Below are 26621 nucleotides of genomic sequence, written 5' to 3'. Positions count from 1 at the left end.
TCGAAAGGAGGGTGTTTAGATGATACAACAGCAGACTGTATTAAAGGCTGCAGATAATTCTGGAGCAAAAGAGATTATGTGTATAAGAGTATTGGGTGGTTCCAAAAGAAAATGGGGAAACATCGGCGATATAATAGTTGCTAGCGTTAAAAGTGCAACACCAGGTGGAGTTGTTAAAAAAGGTGAAGTTGTTAAAGCAGTAGTTGTTAGATCCGTTAAAGGTTTAAGAAGAAATGACGGTTCATATATAAGATTTGATGAAAATGCTGCAGTTATAATAAAAGACGACAAACAACCAAAGGGAACTCGTATTTTCGGGCCGGTTGCAAGGGAGTTAAGAGATAAAGATTTTAATAAAATATTATCATTAGCACCTGAAGTTCTATAGTGAGGAGGTGTCTTTAGTGGCAAAAGTGCATATCAGAAAAAATGATTCAGTAGTTGTTATATCTGGTAAGGATAAGGGTAAAATCGGAGAAGTTTTAGCGGTATATCCTAAAAATAGTACTGTATTAATTAAAGATGTTAGCATAGTTGTAAAACATCAAAAGCCTAATAAGCAAAATATGCAAGGTGGTTTAATAAATAGAGAAGCTCCAATAAATACTTCTAAAGTTATGTTATACTGCACAAAATGCAAAACTGCGACAAGAGTTAGCAAAAAGGTGCTTGATGACGGAACAAAAGTTAGAGTATGCAAAAAATGTGGAGAAACATTCTAAATTCTGAAAGGAGGTCTATTTAATGATTCCTAGACTTAAGGAAAAATATGAAAAAGAAGTAGTTCCAGCTTTAATTGAAAAGTTCGGATACAAAAACGTAATGGAAGTACCAAAACTTGAAAAGATCATTATTAACATGGGTGTTGGTGAAGCTAAGGAAAACCAAAAGGTTTTAGAATCAGCTGTTGCAGATATGCAGTTAATATCTGGTCAAAAACCAATATTAACAAGAGCTAGAAAATCAATAGCTAACTTTAAAATAAGAGAAAATATGCCTTTAGGATGTAAAGTTACTTTAAGAAAGAATAAAATGTATGAATTTGCTGATAAACTAATGAACATAGCTCTTCCAAGAGTTAGAGATTTTAGAGGAGTATCAAGCAAAGCATTTGACGGAAGAGGAAACTATGCATTAGGAATAAAGGAACAATTAATATTCCCTGAAGTAGAATATGATAAAATAGATAAAATTAGAGGTATGGACATAATCTTCGTCACTAATTCAAAAACTGATGAAGAAGCAAGAGAATTGTTAAGATTCCTTGGTATGCCATTTGCTCAATAATAAGGAGGGAATGAGATGGCACGTAAAGCCTTAATAGAAAAGTGGAAAAAAGAACCTAAGTTTTCAACAAGAGCTTACACAAGATGCAGAATATGTGGAAGACCACATTCAGTGCTAAAGAAATATGGTATATGCCGTATTTGTTTTAGAGAACTTGCATATAAAGGTGAAATACCTGGTTGTAAGAAAGCAAGTTGGTAATACTTATTGATTGAAAGGAGGCATAATTATGAGTGGAGTTACTACAGATCCAATAGCTGATTTGCTAACACGTATAAGGAATGCAAATATAGTTAAACATGAAGTTGTTGAATTACCTTCATCAAAAATAAAGAAGTCAATAGTTGATATATTATTAAGAGAAGGTTATATAAAAGATATAGAAGAATATAAAGACGGTGTTGTTCCAATGCTTAGATTATCAATGAAATATGGTAAGGGCAAAGAAAGAACAATCACAGGATTAAAAAGAATATCAAAACCAGGATTAAGAGTTTATTGCAGAAAAGAAGAAACTCCTAAAGTCTTAAACGGACTTGGAATTGCAATCATATCTACTTCTAAAGGAATAGTTACTGATAAAGAAGCTAGAAAATTAGATTTAGGCGGAGAAGTACTTTGCTACGTATGGTAGTAGAGAGGAACAGGAGGTGTAATTATGTCAAGAATAGGAAAGCAGCCAGTAGTAGTACCTAGTGGAGTAACTATTTCAGTAACACCAGACAACGTTGTTACTGTTAAAGGATCAAAAGGTGAACTTACAAAGGCTATGCATAAAGATATAAAAATTACTGTTGAAGATAATCAAGTAGTAGTTACAAGACCAAGTGATGATAAAAATCATAGAGCACTTCATGGACTTACAAGAGCATTAATAAATAATATGGTTGTTGGAGTTACAGAAGGATATACTAAAACACTTGAATTAGTTGGTGTTGGTTATAGAGCTCAACTTAAAGGAAAGAATTTAACTTTAAGTCTTGGATATTCACATCCAGTTGAAGTTAGCGCTGTACCAGGAGTTGATTTTGAAACACCTGATACTAATACAATACTTGTAAAAGGTATAGATAAAGAATTAGTTGGAGCAGTTGCAGCAGACATCAGAACTTGGAGAGAACCTGAACCTTACAAAGGAAAAGGAATTAAATATAAAGACGAAGTTATCAGACGTAAGGAAGGTAAAACAGGTAAATAATAAGAGAGGAGTGAATAGATAATGTTCAGCAAGCAAAATAAGACAGAGGCTAGACAAAAACGTCATTTAAGGGTACGTAAAAAAATATCTGGTACTCCTGAAAGACCAAGACTTGCAATCTATAGAAGTGAAAAAAACATCTACGCTCAAGTTATTGATGATGTTAATGCAGTTACTTTAGTTGCAGCTTCAACTTTAAGCAAAGACTTTTCTTTAAAAGTTGGAAGCAATAAAGAAGCAGCAAAACTTGTTGGAAAAGAAGTTGCAGAAAAAGCAATGGCAAAAGGAATTAAGCAAGTTGTTTTCGATAAAGGTGGATACATATATCACGGAAGAATAAAAGAACTTGCAGACGGAGCTAGAGAAGCAGGATTGGAATTTTAATAGTAAGGAGGGAAATAAATGAGAATTGATCCTAGTACACTTGATCTTAAAGAGAAAGTCGTATTTATAAATAGAGTTGCTAAGGTTGTTAAAGGTGGTAGAAACTTTAGATTCAGCGCTTTAGTAGTTGTAGGTGACGAAAACGGACACGTAGGCGTTGGAACTGGAAAATCTGCTGAAATACCAGAAGCAATCAGAAAAGGAATTGAAGATGCTAAGAAAAATTTAGTTAGCGTTTCAATGGTTGGAACAACAGTTCCTCATGAAATATACGGAGAATTTGGAACAGGTAGAGTACTTATAATGCCTGCTTCAGAAGGAACAGGAGTTATAGCTGGAGGTCCTGTAAGAGCGGTACTTGAATTAGCAGGATTAAAAGATGTAAGAGCTAAATCTTTAGGCTCAAACAATGCAAGAAATATGGTTAATGCAACACTAAACGGTTTATCAAGATTAAGAACAGCTGAAGAAATAGCTGCTTTAAGAGGAAAAACTGTTGAAGAAATTTTAGGATAGGAGGAGTAAGCATGGCTAAGATTTCAGTAACACTTAAAAAAAGTTTAATTGGAAGAAAAAAGGCACACATTGCTACAGTTAATGCACTTGGATTGAAAAAAATAGGTCATTCAATTGAGCACGAAGATACTCCTCAAATTAGAGGTATGATAAAAAAAGTAGAATATCTTCTTGATGTAAAAGAAGCATAAAAAGGAGGTGTATTTGATGAAACTTCATGAATTAAAACCTGCAGAAGGCGCAAGAAAATCACCTAAAAGAGTTGGTAGAGGTACTGGTTCAGGTTTAGGAAGAAATGCCGGAAAAGGTGAAAAGGGTCAGAATGCAAGAAGCGGTGGCGGAGTTAGACCAGGATTTGAAGGTGGTCAGATGCCATTATATAGAAGATTACCTAAAAGAGGATTTACAAATATATTTGCAAAGGAAATCACTTCAATTAACGTTGATAGATTAAATATATTTGAAGACGGAACAGAAGTTACAATAGATGTTTTACTCGAAAATGGAGTAATCAGTAAAGTAAATGATGGCGTTAAGATATTAGGAAATGGCGAACTTAATAAGAAGTTGATTGTTAAAGTTAATAAATTTTCTAAAGCTGCAGCTGAAAAAATTACAGCAGCAGGAGGAAGAGCAGAGGTGGTATAGTTGTTATCAACCTTACGTAATGCATTTAAAGTCAAAGAATTAAGAAAAAGACTTATATTTACATTTGTTATGATTTTAATTTTCAGGATGGGAAACTTTCTTCCTGTTCCTGGAGTTGATACATCTAAAATACTTAATTTGACAAATTCAAATTCACTATTAGGTCTTTATGATATGGTATCTGGAGGAGCCTTTAGTAAATTTAGTATATTTGCTATGGGCGTTGGTCCATATATAAATGCATCTATCATAATTCAATTGCTTACAGTGGCAATTCCTTCTCTTGAACAGTTATCAAAAGAGGGAGAAGAAGGAAGAAAGAAGATACAAAAGTATACTAGATATTCTTCAGTAGTATTAGCTGTACTACAAGCAATTGGAGTTTATGCTGTAATTAACCAAGTAGGTGCCTTAAACAATAATAGTAAGTTAAGTGCATTCGTTATAATACTTACTGTTGTAACTGGTTCTACATTCTTAATGTGGATTGGTGACAGGATAACTGATAAGGGTATAGGAAATGGAGCATCATTTATAATATTTACAGGTATTATTTGTAGATTACCTTCATCAGCATATAGCATATATAAGTTACAATCTACAGGAATAATAGATGTAGTTCAATTAGCAGTTTTGGCAGTAGGAGCTGTAGTAATATTTGTAACAGTTGTAATAGCAAATTTAGCAGAAAGAAGAATTCCAGTTCAGTATGCTGGTAAAGCTGCTGGTGGAAAAGTTGTTAAAGGTAAATCTTCACACATACCTATTAATATGAATGCATCCTCTATTATAGGTATAATATTTTCTATGTCTGTAATGTTGTTTCCAGGTACAATAGCTGGATTTTGGCCTAATGCATGGCTAAGTAAAATTATAACTGGAAGTGATTACAGTCCATTTAAACAAAATAGTATACCTTATGCAGTAGTGTATTTTCTACTTATTATATTCTTTACTTGGTTTTATACTCAGGTTACTTTTAAACCAGAGGAAATGTCAGAGAATATGCATAAGTCAGCTGGATTTATTCCAGGGATAAGACCAGGAGATCCTACTACAAGATATATAGAAAGGGTACTTGATAAAGTATCAATTATTGGAGGCGTTTTTGCTGGTATTATAGCCGCAGCTCCAATAGTACTTCAAATTGCAAACCCTGAGTTAAAAAATATTTATTTTGCAAGTACTGGATTGTTCATTGTTGTAGGTGTTGCACTTGATACATTAAGGGCATTGCAATCACAATTGGTAATGAAACATTATCACGGGTTCTTAAATGAATAAATATATTGATTATTGGGGATGATTAAATGAATTTAATATTATTAGGTCCTCCAGGGGCAGGAAAAGGAACTCAAGCTAAATTAATTAGCAGTAATTTTGAGGTTCCACATATATCAACTGGTGATATATTCAGAGCAAATATAAGTCAAAACACTGAGCTTGGAATAAGAGCTAAACAATTTATGGATAAAGGACTCTTAGTCCCAGATGAAGTAACTATAGATATAGTTAAAGATAGATTAACAAAAGATGACTGCAAAAATGGTTTCTTACTAGATGGTTTCCCAAGAACAGTTAAGCAAGCAGAAGCATTAGATAAATTTTTGAGCCAAAATGGTAAAAAAATCGATGCAACTATTTTAATCGATGTACCTAAAGAAGATATATTCGATAGGATGACCGGAAGAAGAGTTTGCACTAAATGTGGAGCTAGCTTCCATGTTAAGTTCAATCCTCCTAAAGTTGAAGGAATATGTGATTTATGTGGAAGTGAAGTTGTTCAAAGAAAAGACGATACAGAAGAAACTGTTAAGGAGAGATTAGAAGTTTACGATAAGCAGACAGAGCCGCTTGTAGTATATTATAAATCTAAGAATGTACTCAAAGCTGTAGATGGCACTCAAGATATCAATAAAGTATTTAAAGATATTAGCAATATCTTAGGAGAGAATGATTAAATGATAATTATTAAGAATAATACTGAAATTGAATATATGAGAAAAGCAGGTAAACTTACAGGTGAAACACTTAATATGTTAGAAGAAAAAGTTAAACCTGGCATTACAACTGAAGAACTTGATAAATTGGCTGAGAGTTACATTAGAAGCCACGGAGGAATACCATCCTTTAAAGGATATGGCGGTTTTCCTGGTTCCATATGTACATCAATTAATGAAGAAGTTATTCATGGTATACCATCTAAAAAACGTCATCTTGAAGAAGGTGACATATTAAGTATCGATTGCGGTGCTATATTAAATGGATATCAAGGAGATGCAGCAAGAACATTTCCTGTTGGCAAAATCTCAAAAGAGGCAGAAAATCTTATTAGTGTTACAAAGGAAAGCTTTTTTAAAGGTGCAGAGAAGGCAGTAGTTGGAAATAGGCTTACAGATATATCTTATGCAATTCAAAGTTATGCTGAAAGTTTTGGATATTCACTTGTTAGAGAATATGTAGGTCACGGAATAGGTACTGAAATGCACGAAGATCCAGAAGTACCCAATTACGGCAGACCTGGCAGAGGACCTAAATTAGTAAGTGGAATGGTTTTGGCTATAGAGCCTATGGTTAATGTAGGGGAATACCCAGTTGTAACACTAGAAAATGGATGGACAGTAGTTACAAAAGATGGCAGTTTATCTGCTCATTATGAGAATACAGTTGCAATACTTGAGGGCGGGTCAGAAATACTGACATTGTGTTAACGAGGTGAATATATGAACAATGACTATCTTGGTAAAGTTGTTTACTCAAAGGCAGGAAGAGATAAAGAAAATTGTTTCATTATAATTGATGTAATTGATGAAAATTATGTTTATATTTCTGATGGTAGACTAAGAAGTATTGAAAAACCTAAAAAGAAGAAGCTTAAGCATCTTTCCGTTACAAAGATTGTTTCTGATGAAATAAAAAATGATATAATTTTAAAAAAGCAAGTTAACAATGCAACTGTTAGAAATTTTCTGCAATCAGTATGCACTAATAAGGAGGTTTGATTACCTTATGTCAAAAGACGATGTTATAGAAATGCAGGGTAAAGTATTAGAATCTTTACCAAACGCTATGTTTGAAGTGGAACTCGAAAGTGGTCAAAAAATATTAGCACATATTTCTGGAAAATTAAGAATGAACTTTATAAGAATATTGCCTGGTGACAAAGTTACAGTTGAACTTTCGCCATATGATTTGTCAAGAGGAAGAATCACATGGAGAGCTAAGTAAAAAGGAGGGTTATCAATGAAAGTAAGACCATCAGTTAAGCCGATGTGTGAAAAATGTAAGGTTATCAGAAGAAAAGGAAAAGTAATGGTTATTTGTGAAAATCCAAAGCACAAACAAAAACAAGGCTAAGGATAATTTTTAAATTATGCTAATATAGGTTTTAGGAACGGCTGCCAGCAACTCAATATGATTTGTTGCCTGAAACTATTTAATATATATTAACTATTTTTATATGTATAAACCTAGGAGGTGTAAATTTTAATGGCAAGAATAGCAGGTATTGATCTACCTAAAGAAAAAAGAGTAGAAATTGGTTTAACTTATATATTTGGCATAGGAATACCAAGCTCAAGAAAAATACTTGAAGCTACAGGTGTTAATGCTGATACTAGAGTTAAAGACCTAAGTGAAGCAGAAGTTAATGCATTAAGAGATTATGTTAATAAGAATTTCAAAGTTGAAGGTGACTTAAGAAGAGAAGTTGCTTTAAACATAAAGAGATTAATTGAAATTGGATGTTACAGAGGAATTAGACATAGAAAAGGTCTTCCAGTTAGAGGACAAAAAACTAAGACTAATGCAAGAACAAGAAAAGGTCCAAAGAGAGCCGTTGGCGCTAAAAAGAAAAAGTAATAAGGAGGGAAGACGATGGCAGTACAGAAAAATAAAAAGACTAGAAGAAGAAAAGAGAAAAAAAATATTGAGCATGGTTGTGCTCATATCAAATCAACATTTAATAACTCTATAGTTACTATAACTGATGCAGTAGGTAACGCATTATCTTGGGCAAGTGCAGGTGGATTAGGTTACAGAGGTTCAAGAAAGAGCACACCTTTTGCTGCACAAATGGCAGCAGAAACAGCTGCAAAAGCTGCTATGGAACATGGCTTGAAGAGTGTTGACGTATTTGTAAAAGGACCAGGAGCAGGAAGAGAAGCTGCTATCAGGTCATTACAGGCTGCAGGTTTAGAAGTTACTTTAATTAAAGATGTAACTCCAATCCCACATAATGGCTGCAGACCACCTAAAAGAAGAAGAGTTTAATTAAGAGTACAGGAGGTGTAATTTTTAATGGCAAGATATACTGGAGCTGTCTGCAGAATATGCAGAAGAGAAGGTTTGAAACTATTTCTTAAGGGAGATAGATGTTTTACAGATAAGTGTGCATTCTCAAGAAGAGGATATGTGCCAGGACAACACGGTAAAGAAAGAAAGAAAATTTCAAACTATGGTTTGCAATTAAGAGAAAAACAAAAAGCAAAGAGAATATACGGAGTTCTTGAAAAACAATTCAGAACTTACTATAAAAGAGCAGAAAGAGTTAAGGGGATAACAGGTGAAAGCTTGTTAAAACTTCTTGAATTAAGACTTGATAACGTAGTTTACAAAGTAGGCTATGGAGCTTCAAGAAATGAAGCAAGACAATTAGTTAATCACGGACATTTCCTTGTAAATGGAAAGAAAGTTGATATAGCATCTTATACTTTAAAAGTTAATGATGTAATACAGGTAAGTGAAAAGAGTAGAGGAACTGAAAAATTCAAAACTTTTGCAGAAAATCCAAAAACTTTACCAGCATGGATCAGTGCTAACTATGATAATTTTGAAGCTAAAATAGTTGCTGAACCAAAGAGAGAAGAAATTGATGTTCCAGTTAATGAAACATTAATCGTTGAGTTATACAGCAAATAATTTTAAGTAGAATCAGTTGCCCTCAAATAGGTTGCCATTTTATTTTTAAGGAGGGTTATAAATGTTAGAAATAGAAAAACCAAAAATAGAATGTGTTGAGTCTACAGATGATGGTTCATATGGCAGATTTGTCGTTGAACCTCTTGAAAGAGGATATGGAATTACACTTGGTAATTCACTAAGAAGAATACTTCTTTCATCATTACCAGGAGTTGCTGCTAACTCAGTAAAAATTGAGGGAGTACTTCACGAATTTTCAACTGTAAAGGGCGTAAAAGAAGATGTTACAGAAATAATTCTTAATATCAAAGCTTTATGCCTTAAGATGAATGGTGAGGGACCTAAGACAATATATATTGATGCAAAGGGACCTGGTGAAGTTACAGGAAATGATATAAAGACTGATGGAGATGTGGAAGTAGTCAATAAAGATTTACATATAGCAACTCTTGATGATGATGGAAAGCTATATATGGAAATCGAAGTTAATAAAGGTAGAGGCTATGTAACTCAAAATAGAAATAAGAGAGATGACATGCCAATAGGTACTATCGCGGTTGATTCAATTTATTCTCCAATCAAAAGAGTTAACTTTTCTGTTGGAAATACAAGAGTTGGCCAAATAACCGATTATGATAAATTAACCTTAGAAGTATGGGGTAATGGAACAATTAGACCGGAAGAAGCCATTAGCTTAGCTGCAAAGATATTAATAGAGCATTTTAAATTATTTATGACTCTTACAGATCATGCAGATGACGTTGAAATAATGGTTGAAAAAGAAGAAGATAAAAAAGAAAAAGTTCTAGAAATGACAATAGAAGAACTTGATCTTTCGGTTAGAAGTTATAATTGTTTAAAGAGAGCAGGTATAAATACTGTTCAAGAATTAACTCAGAGATCTATGGATGATATGATGAAGGTTAGAAATTTAGGTAAAAAGTCATTAGAAGAAGTTGAACAAAAACTTACAGGTTTAGGTTTATCACTAAAACTATTAGATGATTAAATAATGACTACTTAATATCTTTATTGAAATTAAGATAAAAGTTAGGCTTTATTTCAAATAAGTAAAGCCTAAAATATGTATTAAGTAAGGAGGTAAAGTTATGGCAATACAACGTAAGTTAGGTCGTCCTACTGATCAAAGAAGAGCAATGTTAAGAAACTTGGTAACAAGCTTTTTAAAACATGGTAAAATAGAAACAACAGATACAAGAGCTAAAGAAACTAAGAGATTAGCAGAAAAAATGATTACTCTTGCTAAAAGAGGAGATTTACATGCTAGAAGACAAGTTCTTTCTTTTGTAACTGAAGAAGATGTTGTTGCAAAATTATTTGATGAAGTGGCTCCTAAATATGCTGAAAGAAACGGTGGTTACACAAGAATATATAAGGTGGGACCAAGAAGAGGCGACGGAGCAGAACAAGTTATATTAGAATTAGTGTAATAGTGAGTATAGGGGATTAAGTAATATAACTTAGTCCCCATTTTAATAATCGGGGTGTTTGTATGAGTGAAAATATGATAGAATGCAAAGAAGTAGTATATGAATACCAGAATGAGGATAAAACTGCTAATGTAGCTGTAGATGGTGTGAATATTAGCATTAATAAGGGAGAGTTCTTAGTTATACTAGGAAGGAATGGTTCTGGAAAGTCTACACTTGCAAAACACTTTAATGCATTGCTTGTTCCTAGCTCTGGGACAGTAATTGTTGATGGACTCGATACATCAAATTCTGAAAATATATGGAATATAAGACATTCAACTGGAATGGTATTTCAAAACCCAGATAATCAGCTTGTTGCTACTATAGTTGAAGAGGATGTAGCATTTGGACCAGAAAATTTAGGAATTGAGCCTGCTGAAATAAGAAAAAGAGTGGATGATTCACTAAAAAAAGTTGGAATGTATGAATATAGAAAGCATGCACCACATCTTTTATCTGGAGGTCAAAAGCAGCGTGTAGCAATTGCTGGAATTTTGGCCATGAAACCTAAATGTATAGTTTTTGATGAATCTACTGCTATGCTTGATCCTTCTGGAAGAGAAGAAGTAATGAATACAATAATGGATTTAAATAAAAACAACCATATGACAATTGTACTCATAACGCATTTTATGGAAGAAGCAGTAAATGCAGATAGAATAGTAGTAATAGATAAAGGTAAGCTTGTGAAGGAAGGAACCCCAAGGGAAGTTTTCAGTCATGTGGAAATTATGAAGAAAATAGGCTTAGATGTTCCGCAGATGACTGAACTTGCGTATGAATTAAATAAGTCTGGTATCCATGTAAAAGAGGATATACTAACTATAGATGAGATGGTGAGTGAATTATGCCAATTAAAATAGAAAATTTAACACATGTTTATATGCCTGGGACACCATTTGAAAAGAAGGCATTAGATAACGTAAATATGGTTATTAATGATGGCGAATTTAACGTTCTTATTGGTCATACAGGTTCTGGAAAATCTACGCTTATACAGCATATTAATGGACTTTTGAAGCCAACATCTGGCAAAATCATCGTTGATGATATAGATATAACAGAAAAATCAGTTAAATTAAGTGATATACGAAAAAAAATAGGACTTGTATTTCAATATCCAGAATATCAACTTTTTGAAGAAACAATAGAAAAAGATATAGCATATGGACCCACTAATTTAAAATTAAGCAATGAAGAAATACATAATAGAGTAAAAAGAGCAATGAACATAGTTGGATTAGATTACGAAACATTTAAAGATAAATCTCCATTTGAATTAAGTGGTGGACAGAAAAGAAGGGTTGCAATCGCAGGTGTTGTAGCAATGGAACCTAAAATATTAATATTGGATGAACCAACTGCGGGTCTTGATCCAAGTGGAAGAGATGAGATACTTTTTCAGATAAAGAAACTTCAAAAAGAATACAATATGACTATAATTTTAGTTTCACACAGTATGGAAGATGTTGCAAAGGTAGCAGATAAAATTTTTGTTATGAATAAATCAAAATGTATATTGCATGGCTCACCTAGAGAGATATTTAGTGAGGTAGATACACTAGAAAGTGTTGGCTTAGCAGTTCCACAAGTTACGTACTTGGCAAGAAAACTAAGAGAAAAAGGATTTAATGTGTCGCCAGATATTTTTACTGTAGAACAAGCTAAGGTAGAAATTCTTAAAGTATTGGGGAGAGCGGAAAATGATTAAAGATATAACGATAGGTCAATATATACCAGGTGAATCTTTCGTTCACAAATTAGACCCTAGAGTTAAAATATTATTAACATTGGTATACATAGTGGATTTATTTTTAGTAAATAATTTTAAAGGATATATTTTTATAGTGGCATTTACCGCATTTGTAATTTTTATGTCTAAAATACATTTAAGTTACATTTACAGGGGACTAAAACCGATAGTTATATTAATTATATTTACTGGAGCATTAAATATTTTCATGACACCAGGTAAGGGCTCACCACTATTTCATTGGAGCATTTTTAGCGTATATAAAGAAGGACTTATATTAGCTGCATTTATGTCTGTTAGGCTTATATTTTTGATTGTAGGGACTTCACTTATGACACTTACAACTTCACCTATTGAACTTACAGATGGAATAGAGAAACTATTAAATCCGTTTAAGAAAATAGGCGTGCCAGCACATGAACTTGCAATGATGATGACTATAGCACTTAGATTTATACCAACATTAATAGATGAAACTGATAAAATAATGAAAGCACAAATGGCAAGAGGAGCAGAAATAGATTCAGGAAATTTTATAAATAAGGCTAAAAATTTAATTCCAATACTTGTCCCACTATTTATAAGTTCATTTAGAAGGGCTGATGAGCTTGCTATGGCAATGGAGGCTAGATGTTATAGAGGTGGAGAGGGAAGAACAAGGATGAAACAACTTGCATTTACAAATAGAGATTATATTGCAACTTTTGCTGTAACTATTCTTGTTTTTGTATCTGTATGGACTAACTTTTGGTGAGTGATATGAAAAATATTAAACTTATAGTTGAATATGATGGTTCTAATTATTTTGGATGGCAAAAGCAGAAAAATCCAAGGACAGTACAAGAAACTATAGAAAATTCAATTTATGAGGTTACAGGTGAAAAAGTTAAGTTAATAGGAGCTAGTAGAACAGATTCGGGGGTACACGCTAGGGCCTATGTATGCAATTTTTTTACGGAAAGTAATATACCAAGTAATAAGTTATATATAGTTATAAATCAGAAACTTCCAGAGGATATTGTTGTATTGAGTTCTGAAGAAGTATCAAAGGATTTTCACTCACGTTTTGCGAGTCATGGCAAAATGTACAGTTACACTATTCTAAATAGAAATGAGAGGCCAGCTATTAACAGAAACTATGTTTATCAGTATGGTCGTAAATTAGATATTAAACTTATGCAGGAAGCTGCAAAGTACTTTTTAGGGAAACATGATTTTACGGCATTTAAAAGCACAGGAAGTAGTGTAAAAGATAGTATAAGAACTATAACAGATATTCAAGTCATAAAAGAGGCTGATTACATAAAATTTTATGTTTCAGGAGATGGATTTTTGTACAATATGGTAAGAATAATTGTTGGAACGCTTTTAGATGTTGGAGAATGTAAAATAGAACCTAAATATGTAAAAGAAATAATTGTATTAAAAGATAGAAATAAGGCTGGTAGGGTAGTACCGGCTAGAGGATTGTGTTTAGAAAAAGTATTTTACTATTGACACACCAGGCAAATTGTATTATAATAGTACTGTTTGTAAATATGAGTTAAAGATCCACTAGCCCCGGATCTTACACATAGAAGATCAGAAGAAGTTCAAGGAGGGAAAAAAGATGAAATCGTATTTAGCAAAACCACAAGAAATTGAAAGAAAATGGTATGTTGTTGACGTTGAAGGATTAACTTTAGGAAGAGCTGCTAGTCAGATCGCATCAATATTAAGAGGTAAAAATAAACCAATATTTACACCAAATGTAGACACAGGTGACTATGTAATAGTTGTAAATTCAGATAAAATAGTTTTAACAGGAAAGAAATTAGATCAAAAAATGTTAAGACATCATTCACTTTACCCAGGTGGATTAAAAGAAATACCTTATAGAGCTGCAATAGCTACTAAATCTGATTTCGTATTCTACGAAGCAGTTAGAAGAATGCTTCCATCAGGTGTTTTAGGAAGAAAAATGCTTAAAAAATTAAAAGTATATAAAGGTGCTGAGCACGATAATGCTGCTCAAAATCCAGAAGTTTTAGAATTAAGATATTAATTGGTAACTGGAAGGAGGAAATAAAATGGCAAAAGTACAATATATAGGAACTGGTAGAAGAAAAAAGGCAATAGCAAGAGTAAGACTTGTACCTGGTGAAGGTAAAGTTACAATAAATAAAAGAGATGCAGAAGAATATTTCGGTCTTGATACATTAAGACTTATAATGAATCAACCACTAGTACTTACAGGAACTAAAGAAAAATTTGATGTAATTGCAAGTGTAGTAGGTGGTGGATTTACAGGTCAGGCAGGAGCAATAAGACACGGTATTTCAAGAGCATTATTAAAAGCAGATGAGTCTTTAAGACCTGAACTTAAAAAAGCAGGATTTTTAACAAGAGATCCAAGAATGAAAGAAAGAAAGAAATACGGTCTCAAGAAAGCAAGAAAAGCATCACAATTTTCAAAGAGATAATAGGGGATTTATCAAAAAGGGAGGCACAAGTGCTTCCCTTTTTTTGATGGATGTTACTTCTTTACAAATTATAATAAGTTAGAATTATAAATGATTATATAAATTTCATTTATTTGTATAATGTACATATATTTAAAATAGGATATTATTTGATTTGCTTTGGCAATTTAGCTTTTAACTTTGAAAGTAGTTTGCCTATATGTTATAATAGTACCGTTTGGTATTTACGATTTATTTGTTCAGAATATTTAAATGCTTATGGAAATTCTTGTATTACAATAAGGCATCTTAAAGAAAATAACAAGTCTAACTTATTTTTTTAGATGTCTAATGAAAAATATTTAAAAGTATTAGGAGGAATTTTATGTTTAGTTTATCACCAAAGGATGACAAGTTTTTTAATTTATTTATTGAAAATGCGCAAACAATTTATGACACTTCTATGCTATTTAAGGATTATCTAGACAAGCCTGAAGAGTGTGAAAATAAGCTAAAGGTAATAAAGGATATGGAACATAAAAGTGATTACCAACAGCACAACATTTTAAACGAGCTTAATAAAACTTTTGTAACCCCTTTTGACAGAGAAGATATTTATGCTGTAGCAAATTCCATGGATGATATAGTTGATTTTATGGAAGTAGTTGCAAGTAGATTTGTAATGTTTGATGTACAAATTGTTACAGAAGAAGCAAAAGAATTAGCTGATCTTATTGTAAAATCATGCGCTGAAATAATAGAATTAATGAAAGAATTTAAAGACATGAATAAGAGTAAAAAACTTCAAGAGATAATCATAGAAGTAAACAAGATTGAGGAAGAAGGTGACCTTCTATTTAGAAAGGCTATAAGAGGCTTATTTACAAAGCACAAAGATGATGTTCTATATATAATTGTATGGAGAGAAATATATCAATATATGGAAGATGTACTTGACGCTTGTGAGGCTGTAGCCAATTTAGTAGAAGGAGTTGCTATGAAGAATGCTTAGTTCAGCTTTTTTGATAACCATAACTATTGTGGTACTAGCAGTTTGCTTTGACTTTATCAATGGATTTCACGATAGTGCGAATGCTATAGCTACTTCAGTATCCACTAGAGTTTTAAGCATGAGATCTGCAGTAATAATGTCAGCAGCGTTAAATTTTTTAGGTGCATTTATAAATGACAAGGTAGCTAAAACTGTAGGTGATGGTATAGTAAACCCATTTCAAATATCACCTAAGGTTATTATAGTAGCATTAATCGCAGCAATATTATGGGATCTTATAACTTGGTACATAGGTATACCAAGTAGTTCCTCTCATGCCCTAATAGGGGGACTTATTGGAGCAGCAGTAGTATATAAATCTTCTTTTTCAGTGGTTAATTGGCCAACATTTCTAGAAAGAGTAGTAGTTTGGTTATTTATGTCAGCAATAATAGGTTTTATTGTAGGATATATTATCATGATAGCACTGCAGTGGATATTACGCAAAAGTAGACCAAGCACTGTAACAAAGTTTTTTTCTAAGGCACAAATTGCGTCGGCTATGCTAATGGCATTAAATCACGGTGGAAATGATGCTCAAAAATCAATGGGCGTTATTACCATGGCATTAATGAGTTCAGGAGCACTTGCTACATTTACTGTTCCAAACTGGGTAAAGGCAATATGCGCACTAGCAATGGCACTTGGAACCTCATTTGGAGGATACAAAATTATAAAAACAATGGGAATGAATATGGCACGGCTTGCACCTGTAAATGGTTTTGCAGCAGAAACTGGTGCAGCAGCAGTAATTTTTACAGCAACTATGTTCCATGCTCCTGTAAGTACAACTCAAATAATATCAACATCAATTATGGGTGTTGCTGCATCTAATAGAATGTCATCAGTAAGATGGATGCTAGCAAAAGATATAGTTGTAGCATGGGTTATTACAATGCCTGTATGCGCATTAATGGCAGGCGGACTTACATTTTTAGTGAAACTCTTTTAAATTTAGCTTAACAAATTAATGTTAATACTATTCGTATTATATTTAAAAATATGTTAAAATAATATTTAATTTAGCAATAAATGAAGAAATTTAATAAAATAAAATTTATAAATAAAGCGCAAAATAAACTTAAATAATTAATTTAAGAGGTGATATTTTGCGTTTTAATTATAAAATAAAAAGAATTATAAGTATAATAATTATTTTAAGTACTGTAATTGGAATAACATTTGTAAATTTTCCGATGGATGTAAAAGCAGCAGATAATAAGAAAAAACTAATATTACTTGATCCAGGTCATGGCGGTATTGATGGAGGGGCTCAAGCAAAAGATAAAACTTGCGAGAAAGATATTAATCTAAGTATAAGTTTTAAATTGAAAAAGTACCTTGAAAATAAAAAATATAATACATTAATGACAAGAACTGAAGACAAGGGCCTGTATACTGATGATGGAACAATACGTAAAAAGAAAATTCAGGATTTAAGTAATAGATGTAAGATTAAAACTAGCTCTAATTGTGATGTGTTTGTAAGCATTCATTTAAACATGTTCCCAGAGTCCAAGTATTATGGAGCACAAGTTTGGTATGGTACAGATGAAAAAAGCAGAGAACTTGCAAAAATTATTCAAGATAATCTCAGGGAAGATCTAGATAAAAATAACAAAAGAAAAGAAAAACCAGCAGGTAATCAGTATAAAATATTAAGGATTGGAAAAGAAATACCTTCTGTTATAGTTGAATGTGGTTTCTTGTCAAATCCTGAAGAAAAAGAAAAACTAAAAAGCGACGAATATCAACAAAAAATTGCAGAAAGTATTGGAAAGTCCATAGATGAATTCTTGAAAAAATAAGAAAACTATAGTCAATTGAAACGCAATTTTGAATTAGTGAAAAACATTAAACCAAAGTACAAAGTACAGAGTACAAAGTACAAAGAAGGAGGATTTACCTTTCCTTGCGTCAGGTAAATCTTAAACTTAAATGTTGTAAGCTTCGCTTAGCAACATTAATGTGTCGATTGCGTAAGCAATCAAAAAATAAGTTTTAAGATTTTCTGTAGCTTTGCTACAGAAAATCATCATTCTTTGTACTTTGTACTTTATACTCTGTACTCTGAAAAAAGGTGGGATAAGGTTGAGAGAAGTAAATTCAAAAGTAATAACTGAAACAGTAAAAAAGTTATGCATAGAAGCAAATTATTATTTACCTAAGGATGTAAAAAGTGAGCTTGAAAAATTTTATAAAGATGAAAAATGGGATATAGCAAATGATATTCTTGATAAAATAATTAAGAATGTAGATATAGCTGAAAGTGAAAAGATGCCGATTTGCCAGGATACAGGGATGGCATGTGTCTTCGTTGAATTAGGACAAGATGTTCATGTGACGGGAGATTTAATAGAGGATGCAGTAAATGAAGGTGTAAAACAAGGATATACAGAAGGGTTTTTAAGAAAATCTGTTGTTAAAGATCCTATAGATAGAGTAAATACAGGAGATAATACGCCAGCAGTTATATACTATGATATAGTTAAAGGCGAAAATATAAAAATAACGGTTGTTCCAAAAGGCTTCGGATCAGAAAATATGAGTAAAATAAAAATGTTAAAGCCATCTGATGGAATAGAAGGAGTAAAGAAATTTATAATTGACACCGTAGAGGAAGCAGGACCTAATCCATGTCCACCAATGGTAGTTGGAGTTGGAATAGGAGGTACTTTTGATAGAGCTGCTTTTTTAGCTAAAAAGGCTTTGTTAAGACCAATAGATACCTACAATACAGAGAAAAAGTATGAGGAACTTGAAAAAGAACTTTTAGAAAAGATAAACAAACTAGGTATAGGACCACAGGGATTTGGTGGAAGAACAACAGCTCTTGGCATAAATATAGAAACTTATCCAACTCATATAGCTGGACTTCCTGTTGCTGTTAATATAAGTTGTCATGTAACAAGGCATAAAAGTGAGATAATATAGGGGGGGCAGTATCGTGGAAAAAATAATAAATTGTCCTGTAGATAAAGCGGAAATAGAAAAATTAAATGCAGGAGATAGCGTGCTTATAAATGGAGTAATATATACTGCAAGAGATGCAGCACATAAAAGGCTCGTGGAACTTTTAGAAAATGGTAAAGAACTTCCCATGGATATAATGAACCAAATAATATATTATGTAGGACCATCACCAGCAAAAGAAGGACAAGTAATTGGTTCGGCTGGACCTACAACTAGTGGAAGAATGGATGCCTATGCACCTAAACTTTTGGATATTGGGCTAAAAGGAATGATAGGAAAAGGTGCAAGATCAAAGGAAGTTGTAGACGCAATAATAAGAAATAAAGCAGTGTACTTTGGAGCAATTGGTGGTGCAGCGGCATTAATTTCAAAAAGTATCGTAAAGTCGGATATAATAGCATATGAAGATTTAGGTTCTGAAGCAATTAGAAGATTAGAAATTGTTAACTTTCCAGCAGTTGTTATAATAGATTCAAAAGGTAATAATCTATATGAAGAGGGCAGAAAAAAATATTTAAATATTGTATGATTATAAAAGTATATGATATCATATAATATATATATTTAGAGTTTGGAAAGGAGTATGGGATATTAATTCTCATAAGATTATGAAATATAATTCTGAAGACACTAATAACAATAATAAGTTTAGTGACATAAAAAATTATTTAATGAAGAAATATAAAAAAACACTACTAATAGTAAAAAGAAATGATTCTTTAGAAGAAAATATTAATAATGCTATATGGAGCAAAATAGAAAATTTAGATGATGTCATATCTGATATATTTAAACAAAGCTTGTTTTTAAAGCTATTTATAGTAACAGTAAGTGGACCGGTAATTTTTGCTATGCTTGAGGATGATTATGCAACTGCTAAAAGTAAAGTACAAGATATGAAGGATAAAAATTTATTTGAAGATGAAATCGCAATGGACGTAATAGAACTTATATAATTATAAAAATCACAGAGTACAGGTGACAGACATTGTACTCTGTGATTTTTATACTAATTAAATATTCTCATCAATATTAATACCATATTTTTTACACTTTAAAGCTACAGTTCTATGGGTTATTCCCAATGCTTTTCCAGCCTTATTGTAACTTTTATATTTTTTCATTGCCAGAGTTATAATTTTCTTTTCATAAGTTTCAAGCTTAAAAATAGGACTGTTCTCGTCAATACTTATGGAATCATTTTTAGGTTCTATATTTGTAATATAAATAGGAAGATCCTTAGCAGTTATTATATTACCATCACACATATTTATTGCTCGTTCTATTATATTTTCTAATTCTCTTATGTTTCCTGGCCACTGATAATTCATTAGATAATATAAAGATGTTTTATCAATATTATTAACAGATTTTTCGAGCTTTTTACTTAAATTTTTTATAAAGTGTTCCACTAGAAGATTAATATCTTCCTTTCTCTTTCTTAAAGGAGGAAGTATTATAGGAATTACATTAAGCCTATAATATAGATCTTCCCTAAATTCTCTTTCCTTTATCATTTCTTCAAGATTTCTATTTGTAGCAGCAATTATCCTTATATCAACTTTCTGAGTTACAAGTCCACCAACACTTTCAAATTCTCGTTCCTGAAGAACTCTTAAAAGTTTAACTTGCATGGATTTTGGCATGTCACCAATTTCATCTAAGAACAAAGTGCCAGTATCGGCAATGTTAAGTTTACCAGGTTTGCTCTTAACGGCACCTGTAAAAGCACCCTTCTCATATCCAAAAAGTTCACTTTCAATTAAGTTTTCTGGAATAGCAGCACAATTCACTCTAACAAAAGGTTTGTCATTTCTAGAGCTATTATTATGTATTGCTTTTGCTATAAGTTCTTTACCAGTTCCACTTTCGCCGCGAATTAATACCGTAGAGGTTGATGCAGAGGCTTTATCTACAGTGACTAATATATCCTTTAAGGAACTGCTATTTCCTATGATATTATTAAAAGAACCACTTAGCTCATTATGTCTTTTTAATTCTGACTTATAATAATTGAGTTCTGCCTCTGAGTGCTCAAGTTTTTTAGCTATATCCTTTATTTCATTTACAGTTTTGGAGATAGAAATAACTCCTTTAAATAAATTATCTATAAAAATAGGTTCTATTGTACATAGGATATTTACATCATTTTTAGTTAAAATAACATTTTCGATAGCTTTTTTGCTATTAAATACTCTTAGTCTATAGCCATTGGGAGAAATGTCAATAAGGTCTTTACCTATAATTTTACTATCTTCAATATCAAAAATTTTCTTGTACATAGGATTTATATAACTTACTTTTCTGTTTTCATCAATAAAACATATTAAATCGTGAGAAGTTTCTAATATCTTTTTAAATTTTTCGTTTAACTCTTTAAGGCCTATTAATTCAGATATGTCCTGAAATACTGTTAATGACCCTATAATATTGTTATTGGATAATATAGGACTACTATTTGAAATTACGATGTTTCCGCATACATGATGGATTTTGCCTAATTCCTTTTTACGATCTTTCATTACATTTGGAAGTTCAGAATTTGGAAGTATGTTTTGTATAGGTATACCTAAGACATCATCTAAATTTTTACTTAAAACATTTAATGTATAATCATTCATATAAGTTATATTACATTGTGAGTCTACTACTATAATTCCAAGAGGAATGTTTTGAAGAATTTGCTCATTAGCAATAGTACTTTCCTGAATTATTGCATCTATATTTGAAAATGCAGCGCCTCTATCGCTTAATTCTTTTGTTATGTAATTGCTGAGTTCTAGTACAGAATGCTGACCGTTAAAGGTATCCTCATAACACGATATTTCAATAATTTCATTTTCGACTATTTTGAGAGAAACTAATGCCAGCATACTTATAGCAATTGGATCATTTGATGTCATTTTTCTAACATATAAATTAACATTATATTTTTCTTTTATTGTGGAAGACTTGTGTACAATCATTGCAGCAATTCGAGTATGAATTCCATTCTTTATATTTACTGTAACACAATTTTTAAACATTATTTAATCACCCTTTAAATAAATCTATATAGATATACCGGCTCAACTACTAAAATCAATTTGCATCATAATGCCTAAAAGACGGCATTTTAATACAAATTAATTTTCAAGTTTCGCATGGTATATCTCTAATAAATTGATGGTTGATAAAAATTATCAGATACATGCAAAGGTATGATAATTTTTATCAATTATATTTTACTATTAAATCTAGGGTATATCTAGAGTAATTTTGGTGAAAATAATAAAAAAATAAAATTTTACGCCAAAAAGAGTAAATTATATAATAGCTAATGGTATGGACTTGATAAAAATTATCAACAACTATTTTTGTTAAGAAACTTCTTACAATATAAAATGCATGTAAAAAATGCTTGTACAATGGATAAAAACATTAAATCCATATTAAATTATTATAATTTTTATAACTTGGCACGGTTCTTGCTAATATTATAGTTTGATGAAATGCATTATCAAGGAGGAAAAACAATGTCTAATATAATAAAAAAAGGAATAGCAGCTTCAAAAGGATATGCTATTGGCCATGTTTTTGTAAAGGCTAACAGTGAAATAGAAATAGTTGAAAAGGCAATAACTAATATAGATGAAGAAAAAGCAAGATTCGAGAAAGCAGTAGAGGCTTCAAGAAATCAGTTAAAAGCAATTAAAGAAAAGGCTGAAAAAGATTTAGGAGCAGATAAAGCTGCTGTATTTGAAAGTCATATAATGTTACTTGATGATCCTGAATTTACAGGTTCTGCAGCATCAAAAATAGAAAACGAAAAAATAAATGCTGAAAAGGCACTTAGCGATGTAATTGATATGTATATGCAAATATTTGCTGGAATAGAAGACGAATATATGAAAGAAAGAGCAGCAGATGTAAAAGACGTTGGAACTAGAGTGTTAAATAACCTTGCAGGAAATGGCGGCGGAGATCTTGGAAGCTTAGACAAAAATACAATTGTTGTAGCACATGATTTAACACCATCAGATACAGCACAACTTGACAAGGATAAGGTAATAGCATTCTTAACTAACATAGGTGGAAGAACTTCACATAGTGCTATAATGGCAAGAACACTTGAAATACCTGCTATAGTTGGACTTCAAGATATAATGGATACTGTTAAAAACGGAGATGCTGTTATAGTAGATGGTGTTGAAGGAATAGCAATAGTAAATCCAGATGAAAAAACATTAAATGAATACACTGAAAAGAAAAAAGAATTCGAAAAGAAACAAGAAGAGCTTAAAAAGCTTATAAGCATAGAAACAACAACAAAGGCAGGCAAAAGAGTAGAGGTTTGCGGAAATATAGGAAAAGCTAAAGATGTAGATGCAGTATTAGCAAATGGCGGAGACGGAGTAGGATTATTTAGAACAGAGTTCCTTTACATGGATAGAGATTCAATGCCTACAGAAGACGAGCAATTTGAAGCATATAAACATGTTGTAGAAAAAATGGGCAAAAAACCTGTTGTAATAAGAACACTTGATATAGGTGGAGATAAGAAGTTAACATATCTTCCACTTCCAGAAGAAATGAATCCTTTCCTAGGCTATAGAGCAATAAGACTTTGCCTTGGAAGAAAAGATATTTTTAAAGTTCAACTTAGAGCACTTTTAAGAGCATCAGTTTATGGAAACTTAAAAATAATGTTCCCAATGATTTCTTCACTTGAAGAATTCCTTGAAGCAAAAGATGTTTTAAAAGAATGTATGGGTGAGCTTGAAAAAGAAGGAAAAGCATTTAATGCAAACCTTGAAACAGGAATAATGGTTGAAATACCTGCAGCTGCAGTAAATTCAGAAGAACTTGCAAAGCATGTTGATTTCTTTAGTATTGGAACTAATGACTTAATCCAATACACACTTGCAGCAGATAGAATGAATGAAAAAGTATCATATTTATATAATCCAATGCATCCAGCAGTTTTAAAGTTAATAAAAATGACTATAGAATCTGCACACAAAGAAGGAAAATGGTGTGGAATGTGTGGAGAAATGGCAGGAGATGAAAAAGCAATACCAACTCTTGTTGAATATGGACTTGATGAATTTTCAATGAGTGCTTCTTCAATTCTAACAGCAAAAGAATTGATAATGAAAGCTTAGTTTTAGTGCATTATATTACAAAATATATATTTAAGGTGTTTATAACAGTTGTTTAAGACTGTTATAAACACCTTTTTTCTTATATATTTAATAAAAAAACCCAAGGAATATATACCATAAACATGAAATTAGTAGATGTTAGGGAAAAGTTCACCGTTTTAACATGTACGTAACAATTTATGCAATGATTTTTACACACTTATAGTATCATAAATATAAAATTTAAATTAAGGGGGAATACCCATGACTGGTAGATTAAAAAAGACTATTGCCATAGTTGCTGCAATTAGCACATTAGTAGTAATGAATGGTACTTCAGTTGTATTTGCAGATGCAGTATCAACTTCAAGCTCAAGTTCAAGCTCAGGATCAAATTCAAGCTCAAGTTCGAGTTCAAGTTTAAGCACAGGTTCAACTTCAAGCTCAACTTCAACAGGTACGCAAGTAGTAAGTGGTGCTAAAGCAAATACCCCAATTCAACATGTAGTTCTTATTTTTGATGAAAATGAATCTTTTGATCATTATTTCGGTACATATCCAATTGCCAAAAACCCAGCTGGTGAACCGCTTTTTTATGCAGCACCAGGAACCCCAAGTGTAAATGGACTAACAGCAGGCTTGCTAACAAACAACCCTAATAAGGCTAACCCACAACGTTTAGACAGGTCTCAAGCAGAAACCCCTGATATGGATCATGGTTATACTTCAGAAGCAAAATCCTTTGATGGAGGATTAATGGACAAGTTCGTTGAAAATGACGGACATGGTAATTCCATGGTTATGGATTATTATGATGGAAATACTGTAACTGGATTTTGGAATTTCGCACAACACTTTGCTATGAGTGATAATTCTTTCGGTTCTAACTTAGGACCATCTACTCCAGGAGCTATCAATGTTATTTCTGGTGATGATAGTGGAGCTACTGCATACAACGGAAATGCAGCTAACGGTGGAACTGTATTAAAACCAGGTGATAAAGGTTTCCCAAGCAATGCTATAAGTGATACAGGTACACTTTATGGAGATATTGATCCATACTATGATTATGCATCTAAAAATAGTACTGCATCATTAAAGGGTACAAATATTGGTGATTTATTAAATGCCAAAAATCTTACATGGGGATGCTTCTTTGGTGGATATGATGATCCTACTGCTGCACATACAAATATTGGTGGACAAAGCATAACTGATTATATTCCTCATCATGAACCATTCCAATACTATAATGACACTTCTGATACAGATCATAAAAAACCTACATCTGTTGCAATGATTGGACACACGGATCAAGCTGATCATCAATATGATTTAAATGACTTTTGGGCAGCTGCAAATGCAGGAAATTTACCAAATTACGCTTTCTTAAAAGCACCTGCTTATGAAGATGGACATCCTTCATACTCAGATCCACTTGATGAACAAAATTGGCTAGCTGAAACTGTAAATAGATTAGAAAAGTTGCCAAGCTGGTCAAGTACAGCGATTATTATAGCTTATGATGATTCTGATGGTTGGTATGACCATGTTATGCCTCCAATTGTTAATCAATCAAATGATTCAAAAACAGATGGCTTAGAAGGAAATAATTCTGGAACTAAGACACCAATGAATGGGCAGGAAGATCGTTTGGGTTATGGACCAAGACTTCCATTTCTTATAATTTCACCATATGCTAAACACAATTATGTTAGTAATACTGTTACAGATCAATCTTCTATTCTTCGTTTCGTTGAAGATAATTGGAACCTTGGGCGAATTGGTAATGGTTCATTTGATACTGAAGCGGGTTCTATAGATGATATGTTTGATTTTGATCCAGGTTATTACAATCCACCTCTATTTTTAGACCGAAATACAGGGGAACCGGTTGCTACTCAAATAGCACCATTTGAACAGCAAGGATATTTATATATGGGTATTAAAGATTTAGAACAAAGCTTAGATGTTCAACCATATACTTATGAAGATGAAGAAAGTTTTATGTATGGAAGTAATTTTGTTGAAATTTCTTTAAAAGATAATACTATAAAAGTTAACGGAAAAACTGTTGATTTAGGTGCTTCGATTATTAATAGTAATGGAGTAATTTGCATACCAATAGATAATTTAGCTAAGTCACTTGGAGTAACACCAGTAAAGTATAATTTTGGTGAAATTTTGTTTAAACCAATTGATAAAATTAATAGTGATGCAAACATGATTGATAGTGCAACTAGTGCGGGTGCACCTACTAGTAAAGCAGGAGTAGAGCTTACACTTACTGATAATGATACAACTGGAGCGGATGCTTTAAAAATTACTTCTCCAACATCAGTAGTTTCTCCAGCAACTGTTGGAAAGATTGTTAACCAAACTATTAATGGAATTAAATCTAAAAAAACTTACAACTTTACTATATCAGCTACTGATGCAAATGGTAATGCTGCTGATGCCAATGCTACTGTTTACTTAGCTTTCATGGCTGGTGGTACAGATGTAAAGGGAACAGTAACATATGATGGAAATAGTATTACAGGAACAAAGGTACCTATAAAGCTTGATGCTAATGGCAAAGCAGTTATCACTTATACTGTTGATGCTGCACCAACAAATTATGATGCTTACGAAAATGATGAAATTATGGTATCAGATTCAAGTACAACATCAGCTTCAACTTATACAAACCAAATTATTATATTAGATTAATTATAGTTGAAAAAAATGATGGATAAACGCGAAGCAAAGTGTAGTGCAAAATCAAAGAACCTTTGGTAGGCGTAGAAAAATGATGTTAGTGAATAGCGGCTCAAAATCTTAAATAAAATTAA

The 26621-nt window shown here is 32.1% G+C and carries 36 protein-coding genes; 35 read left to right on the top strand and 1 reads right to left on the bottom strand.

Features of this window, described 5'->3' with window-relative positions; all coding sequences use genetic code 11:
- Positions 1 to 19: 19 nt before the first annotated feature.
- From rplN to CUEA01_RS17925, 33 genes are all read left to right on the top strand, one after another.
- Positions 20 to 388 carry a 50S ribosomal protein L14 gene (gene rplN / locus CUEA01_RS18085; RefSeq protein WP_234123254.1) on the top strand — a complete coding sequence of 123 codons (369 nt, stop codon included), beginning with the start codon at positions 20 to 22 and terminating at the stop codon, positions 386 to 388.
- A 16-nt stretch (positions 389 to 404) separates the two neighbouring features.
- Positions 405 to 722: a 50S ribosomal protein L24 gene (gene rplX, locus CUEA01_RS18080; protein ID WP_234123253.1), complete on the top strand. Its 318-nt coding sequence runs from the start codon at positions 405 to 407 to the stop codon at positions 720 to 722.
- A 22-nt stretch (positions 723 to 744) separates the two neighbouring features.
- On the top strand, positions 745 to 1287 hold the full coding sequence (gene rplE / locus CUEA01_RS18075) for a 50S ribosomal protein L5 (RefSeq protein WP_234123251.1): 543 nt from the start codon (positions 745 to 747) through the stop codon (positions 1285 to 1287).
- A 15-nt stretch (positions 1288 to 1302) separates the two neighbouring features.
- A complete protein-coding gene (locus CUEA01_RS18070) occupies positions 1303 to 1488 on the top strand; it encodes a type Z 30S ribosomal protein S14 (RefSeq protein ID WP_234123249.1) in 186 nt (61 codons plus the stop codon).
- Positions 1489 to 1516: 28 nt separating this feature from the next.
- Complete coding sequence (rpsH, locus tag CUEA01_RS18065) at positions 1517 to 1921, top strand: 30S ribosomal protein S8 (RefSeq protein ID WP_234123247.1); 405 nt, start codon at positions 1517 to 1519, stop codon at positions 1919 to 1921.
- 24 nt (positions 1922 to 1945) lie between these two features.
- Entirely contained in the window at positions 1946 to 2485 is a 540-nt protein-coding gene (gene rplF, locus CUEA01_RS18060) for a 50S ribosomal protein L6 (protein WP_234123246.1), read from the top strand.
- Between the two features lie 21 nt (positions 2486 to 2506).
- On the top strand, positions 2507 to 2869 hold the full coding sequence (gene rplR, locus CUEA01_RS18055) for a 50S ribosomal protein L18 (RefSeq protein WP_234123244.1): 363 nt from the start codon (positions 2507 to 2509) through the stop codon (positions 2867 to 2869).
- Between the two features lie 18 nt (positions 2870 to 2887).
- Complete coding sequence (rpsE, locus tag CUEA01_RS18050; RefSeq protein WP_234123242.1) at positions 2888 to 3385, top strand: 30S ribosomal protein S5; 498 nt, start codon at positions 2888 to 2890, stop codon at positions 3383 to 3385.
- An 11-nt stretch (positions 3386 to 3396) separates the two neighbouring features.
- Positions 3397 to 3576: a 50S ribosomal protein L30 gene (rpmD, locus tag CUEA01_RS18045; protein WP_234123239.1), complete on the top strand. Its 180-nt coding sequence runs from the start codon at positions 3397 to 3399 to the stop codon at positions 3574 to 3576.
- Between the two features lie 16 nt (positions 3577 to 3592).
- Positions 3593 to 4033 (top strand): 50S ribosomal protein L15, encoded by a 441-nt coding sequence (gene rplO, locus CUEA01_RS18040; protein ID WP_234123237.1) that lies wholly within the window; start codon positions 3593 to 3595, stop codon positions 4031 to 4033.
- Positions 4034 to 5317 carry a preprotein translocase subunit SecY gene (gene secY / locus CUEA01_RS18035; protein WP_234123236.1) on the top strand — a complete coding sequence of 428 codons (1284 nt, stop codon included), beginning with the start codon at positions 4034 to 4036 and terminating at the stop codon, positions 5315 to 5317.
- A 26-nt stretch (positions 5318 to 5343) separates the two neighbouring features.
- Positions 5344 to 5994: an adenylate kinase gene (locus tag CUEA01_RS18030; protein WP_234123234.1), complete on the top strand. Its 651-nt coding sequence runs from the start codon at positions 5344 to 5346 to the stop codon at positions 5992 to 5994.
- Positions 5995 to 6744 (top strand): type I methionyl aminopeptidase, encoded by a 750-nt coding sequence (gene map, locus CUEA01_RS18025; RefSeq protein WP_234123233.1) that lies wholly within the window; start codon positions 5995 to 5997, stop codon positions 6742 to 6744.
- A gap of 12 nt (positions 6745 to 6756) precedes the next feature.
- The gene (locus tag CUEA01_RS18020) at positions 6757 to 7035 is read left to right on the top strand and encodes a KOW domain-containing RNA-binding protein (protein ID WP_234123231.1); all 279 of its coding nucleotides are present in this window, start codon (positions 6757 to 6759) and stop codon (positions 7033 to 7035) included.
- A gap of 7 nt (positions 7036 to 7042) precedes the next feature.
- Entirely contained in the window at positions 7043 to 7261 is a 219-nt protein-coding gene (infA, locus tag CUEA01_RS18015) for a translation initiation factor IF-1 (RefSeq protein ID WP_234123229.1), read from the top strand.
- A gap of 15 nt (positions 7262 to 7276) precedes the next feature.
- Positions 7277 to 7390 carry a 50S ribosomal protein L36 gene (gene rpmJ / locus CUEA01_RS18010; RefSeq protein ID WP_003720928.1) on the top strand — a complete coding sequence of 38 codons (114 nt, stop codon included), beginning with the start codon at positions 7277 to 7279 and terminating at the stop codon, positions 7388 to 7390.
- Positions 7391 to 7522: 132 nt separating this feature from the next.
- The gene (rpsM, locus tag CUEA01_RS18005; protein ID WP_234123227.1) at positions 7523 to 7894 is read left to right on the top strand and encodes a 30S ribosomal protein S13; all 372 of its coding nucleotides are present in this window, start codon (positions 7523 to 7525) and stop codon (positions 7892 to 7894) included.
- A 15-nt stretch (positions 7895 to 7909) separates the two neighbouring features.
- Positions 7910 to 8305 (top strand): 30S ribosomal protein S11, encoded by a 396-nt coding sequence (rpsK, locus tag CUEA01_RS18000; RefSeq protein ID WP_234123225.1) that lies wholly within the window; start codon positions 7910 to 7912, stop codon positions 8303 to 8305.
- Positions 8306 to 8332: 27 nt separating this feature from the next.
- Positions 8333 to 8953 (top strand): 30S ribosomal protein S4, encoded by a 621-nt coding sequence (gene rpsD / locus CUEA01_RS17995; protein ID WP_234123224.1) that lies wholly within the window; start codon positions 8333 to 8335, stop codon positions 8951 to 8953.
- Between the two features lie 61 nt (positions 8954 to 9014).
- Positions 9015 to 9962: a DNA-directed RNA polymerase subunit alpha gene (locus CUEA01_RS17990; RefSeq protein WP_234123223.1), complete on the top strand. Its 948-nt coding sequence runs from the start codon at positions 9015 to 9017 to the stop codon at positions 9960 to 9962.
- 100 nt (positions 9963 to 10062) lie between these two features.
- Entirely contained in the window at positions 10063 to 10404 is a 342-nt protein-coding gene (gene rplQ, locus CUEA01_RS17985; protein WP_234123222.1) for a 50S ribosomal protein L17, read from the top strand.
- Between the two features lie 62 nt (positions 10405 to 10466).
- Positions 10467 to 11309 (top strand): energy-coupling factor transporter ATPase, encoded by an 843-nt coding sequence (locus CUEA01_RS17980; RefSeq protein ID WP_234123221.1) that lies wholly within the window; start codon positions 10467 to 10469, stop codon positions 11307 to 11309.
- On the top strand, positions 11294 to 12157 hold the full coding sequence (locus CUEA01_RS17975) for an energy-coupling factor transporter ATPase (protein ID WP_234123220.1): 864 nt from the start codon (positions 11294 to 11296) through the stop codon (positions 12155 to 12157). The genes CUEA01_RS17980 and CUEA01_RS17975 overlap by 16 nt, the downstream gene beginning before the upstream one ends.
- A complete protein-coding gene (locus CUEA01_RS17970; RefSeq protein WP_234123219.1) occupies positions 12150 to 12953 on the top strand; it encodes an energy-coupling factor transporter transmembrane component T family protein in 804 nt (267 codons plus the stop codon). Before CUEA01_RS17975 ends, CUEA01_RS17970 begins: the two co-directional genes overlap by 8 nt.
- Positions 12954 to 12958: 5 nt before the next feature.
- A complete protein-coding gene (gene truA / locus CUEA01_RS17965) occupies positions 12959 to 13696 on the top strand; it encodes a tRNA pseudouridine(38-40) synthase TruA (protein ID WP_234123218.1) in 738 nt (245 codons plus the stop codon).
- Between the two features lie 112 nt (positions 13697 to 13808).
- Positions 13809 to 14243: a 50S ribosomal protein L13 gene (gene rplM / locus CUEA01_RS17960; protein WP_234123217.1), complete on the top strand. Its 435-nt coding sequence runs from the start codon at positions 13809 to 13811 to the stop codon at positions 14241 to 14243.
- Between the two features lie 25 nt (positions 14244 to 14268).
- A complete protein-coding gene (rpsI, locus tag CUEA01_RS17955) occupies positions 14269 to 14661 on the top strand; it encodes a 30S ribosomal protein S9 (protein WP_234123216.1) in 393 nt (130 codons plus the stop codon).
- A 364-nt stretch (positions 14662 to 15025) separates the two neighbouring features.
- A complete protein-coding gene (locus CUEA01_RS17950; RefSeq protein ID WP_234123215.1) occupies positions 15026 to 15652 on the top strand; it encodes a DUF47 domain-containing protein in 627 nt (208 codons plus the stop codon).
- Positions 15645 to 16643, top strand: a complete 999-nt coding sequence (locus CUEA01_RS17945; RefSeq protein WP_234123214.1) for an inorganic phosphate transporter — start codon at positions 15645 to 15647, stop codon at positions 16641 to 16643. Before CUEA01_RS17950 ends, CUEA01_RS17945 begins: the two co-directional genes overlap by 8 nt.
- A 157-nt stretch (positions 16644 to 16800) precedes the next feature.
- A complete protein-coding gene (gene cwlD, locus CUEA01_RS17940; RefSeq protein WP_235699936.1) occupies positions 16801 to 17499 on the top strand; it encodes an N-acetylmuramoyl-L-alanine amidase CwlD in 699 nt (232 codons plus the stop codon).
- Between the two features lie 283 nt (positions 17500 to 17782).
- Positions 17783 to 18625 (top strand): fumarate hydratase, encoded by an 843-nt coding sequence (locus CUEA01_RS17935; protein WP_234123213.1) that lies wholly within the window; start codon positions 17783 to 17785, stop codon positions 18623 to 18625.
- 13 nt (positions 18626 to 18638) lie between these two features.
- Complete coding sequence (locus CUEA01_RS17930) at positions 18639 to 19193, top strand: Fe-S-containing hydro-lyase (protein ID WP_234123211.1); 555 nt, start codon at positions 18639 to 18641, stop codon at positions 19191 to 19193.
- A 79-nt stretch (positions 19194 to 19272) separates the two neighbouring features.
- A complete protein-coding gene (locus tag CUEA01_RS17925; protein ID WP_234123210.1) occupies positions 19273 to 19620 on the top strand; it encodes a hypothetical protein in 348 nt (115 codons plus the stop codon).
- 57 nt (positions 19621 to 19677) lie between these two features.
- Here the strand turns inward: CUEA01_RS17925 and CUEA01_RS17920 are convergent, their stop codons facing one another.
- The gene (locus CUEA01_RS17920; RefSeq protein ID WP_234123208.1) at positions 19678 to 21690 is read right to left on the bottom strand and encodes a sigma 54-interacting transcriptional regulator; all 2013 of its coding nucleotides are present in this window, start codon (positions 21688 to 21690) and stop codon (positions 19678 to 19680) included.
- Positions 21691 to 22188: 498 nt separating this feature from the next.
- On the opposite strand from CUEA01_RS17920, the gene ptsP reads away from it, so the two are divergent.
- Entirely contained in the window at positions 22189 to 23808 is a 1620-nt protein-coding gene (ptsP, locus tag CUEA01_RS17915) for a phosphoenolpyruvate--protein phosphotransferase (protein ID WP_234123386.1), read from the top strand.
- 243 nt (positions 23809 to 24051) lie between these two features.
- Entirely contained in the window at positions 24052 to 26499 is a 2448-nt protein-coding gene (locus CUEA01_RS17910; protein ID WP_234123206.1) for a phospholipase C, read from the top strand.
- Positions 26500 to 26621 lie beyond the last annotated feature (122 nt).

Origin of the sequence: Clostridium hydrogenum, from assembly GCF_021432385.1 — a bacterium.
Lineage (GTDB): Bacteria > Bacillota > Clostridia > Clostridiales > Clostridiaceae > Clostridium_S > Clostridium_S hydrogenum.
The sequence above is the reverse complement of the archived record's forward strand: the minus strand, read 5'-3'. Positions and strand labels throughout refer to the sequence as shown.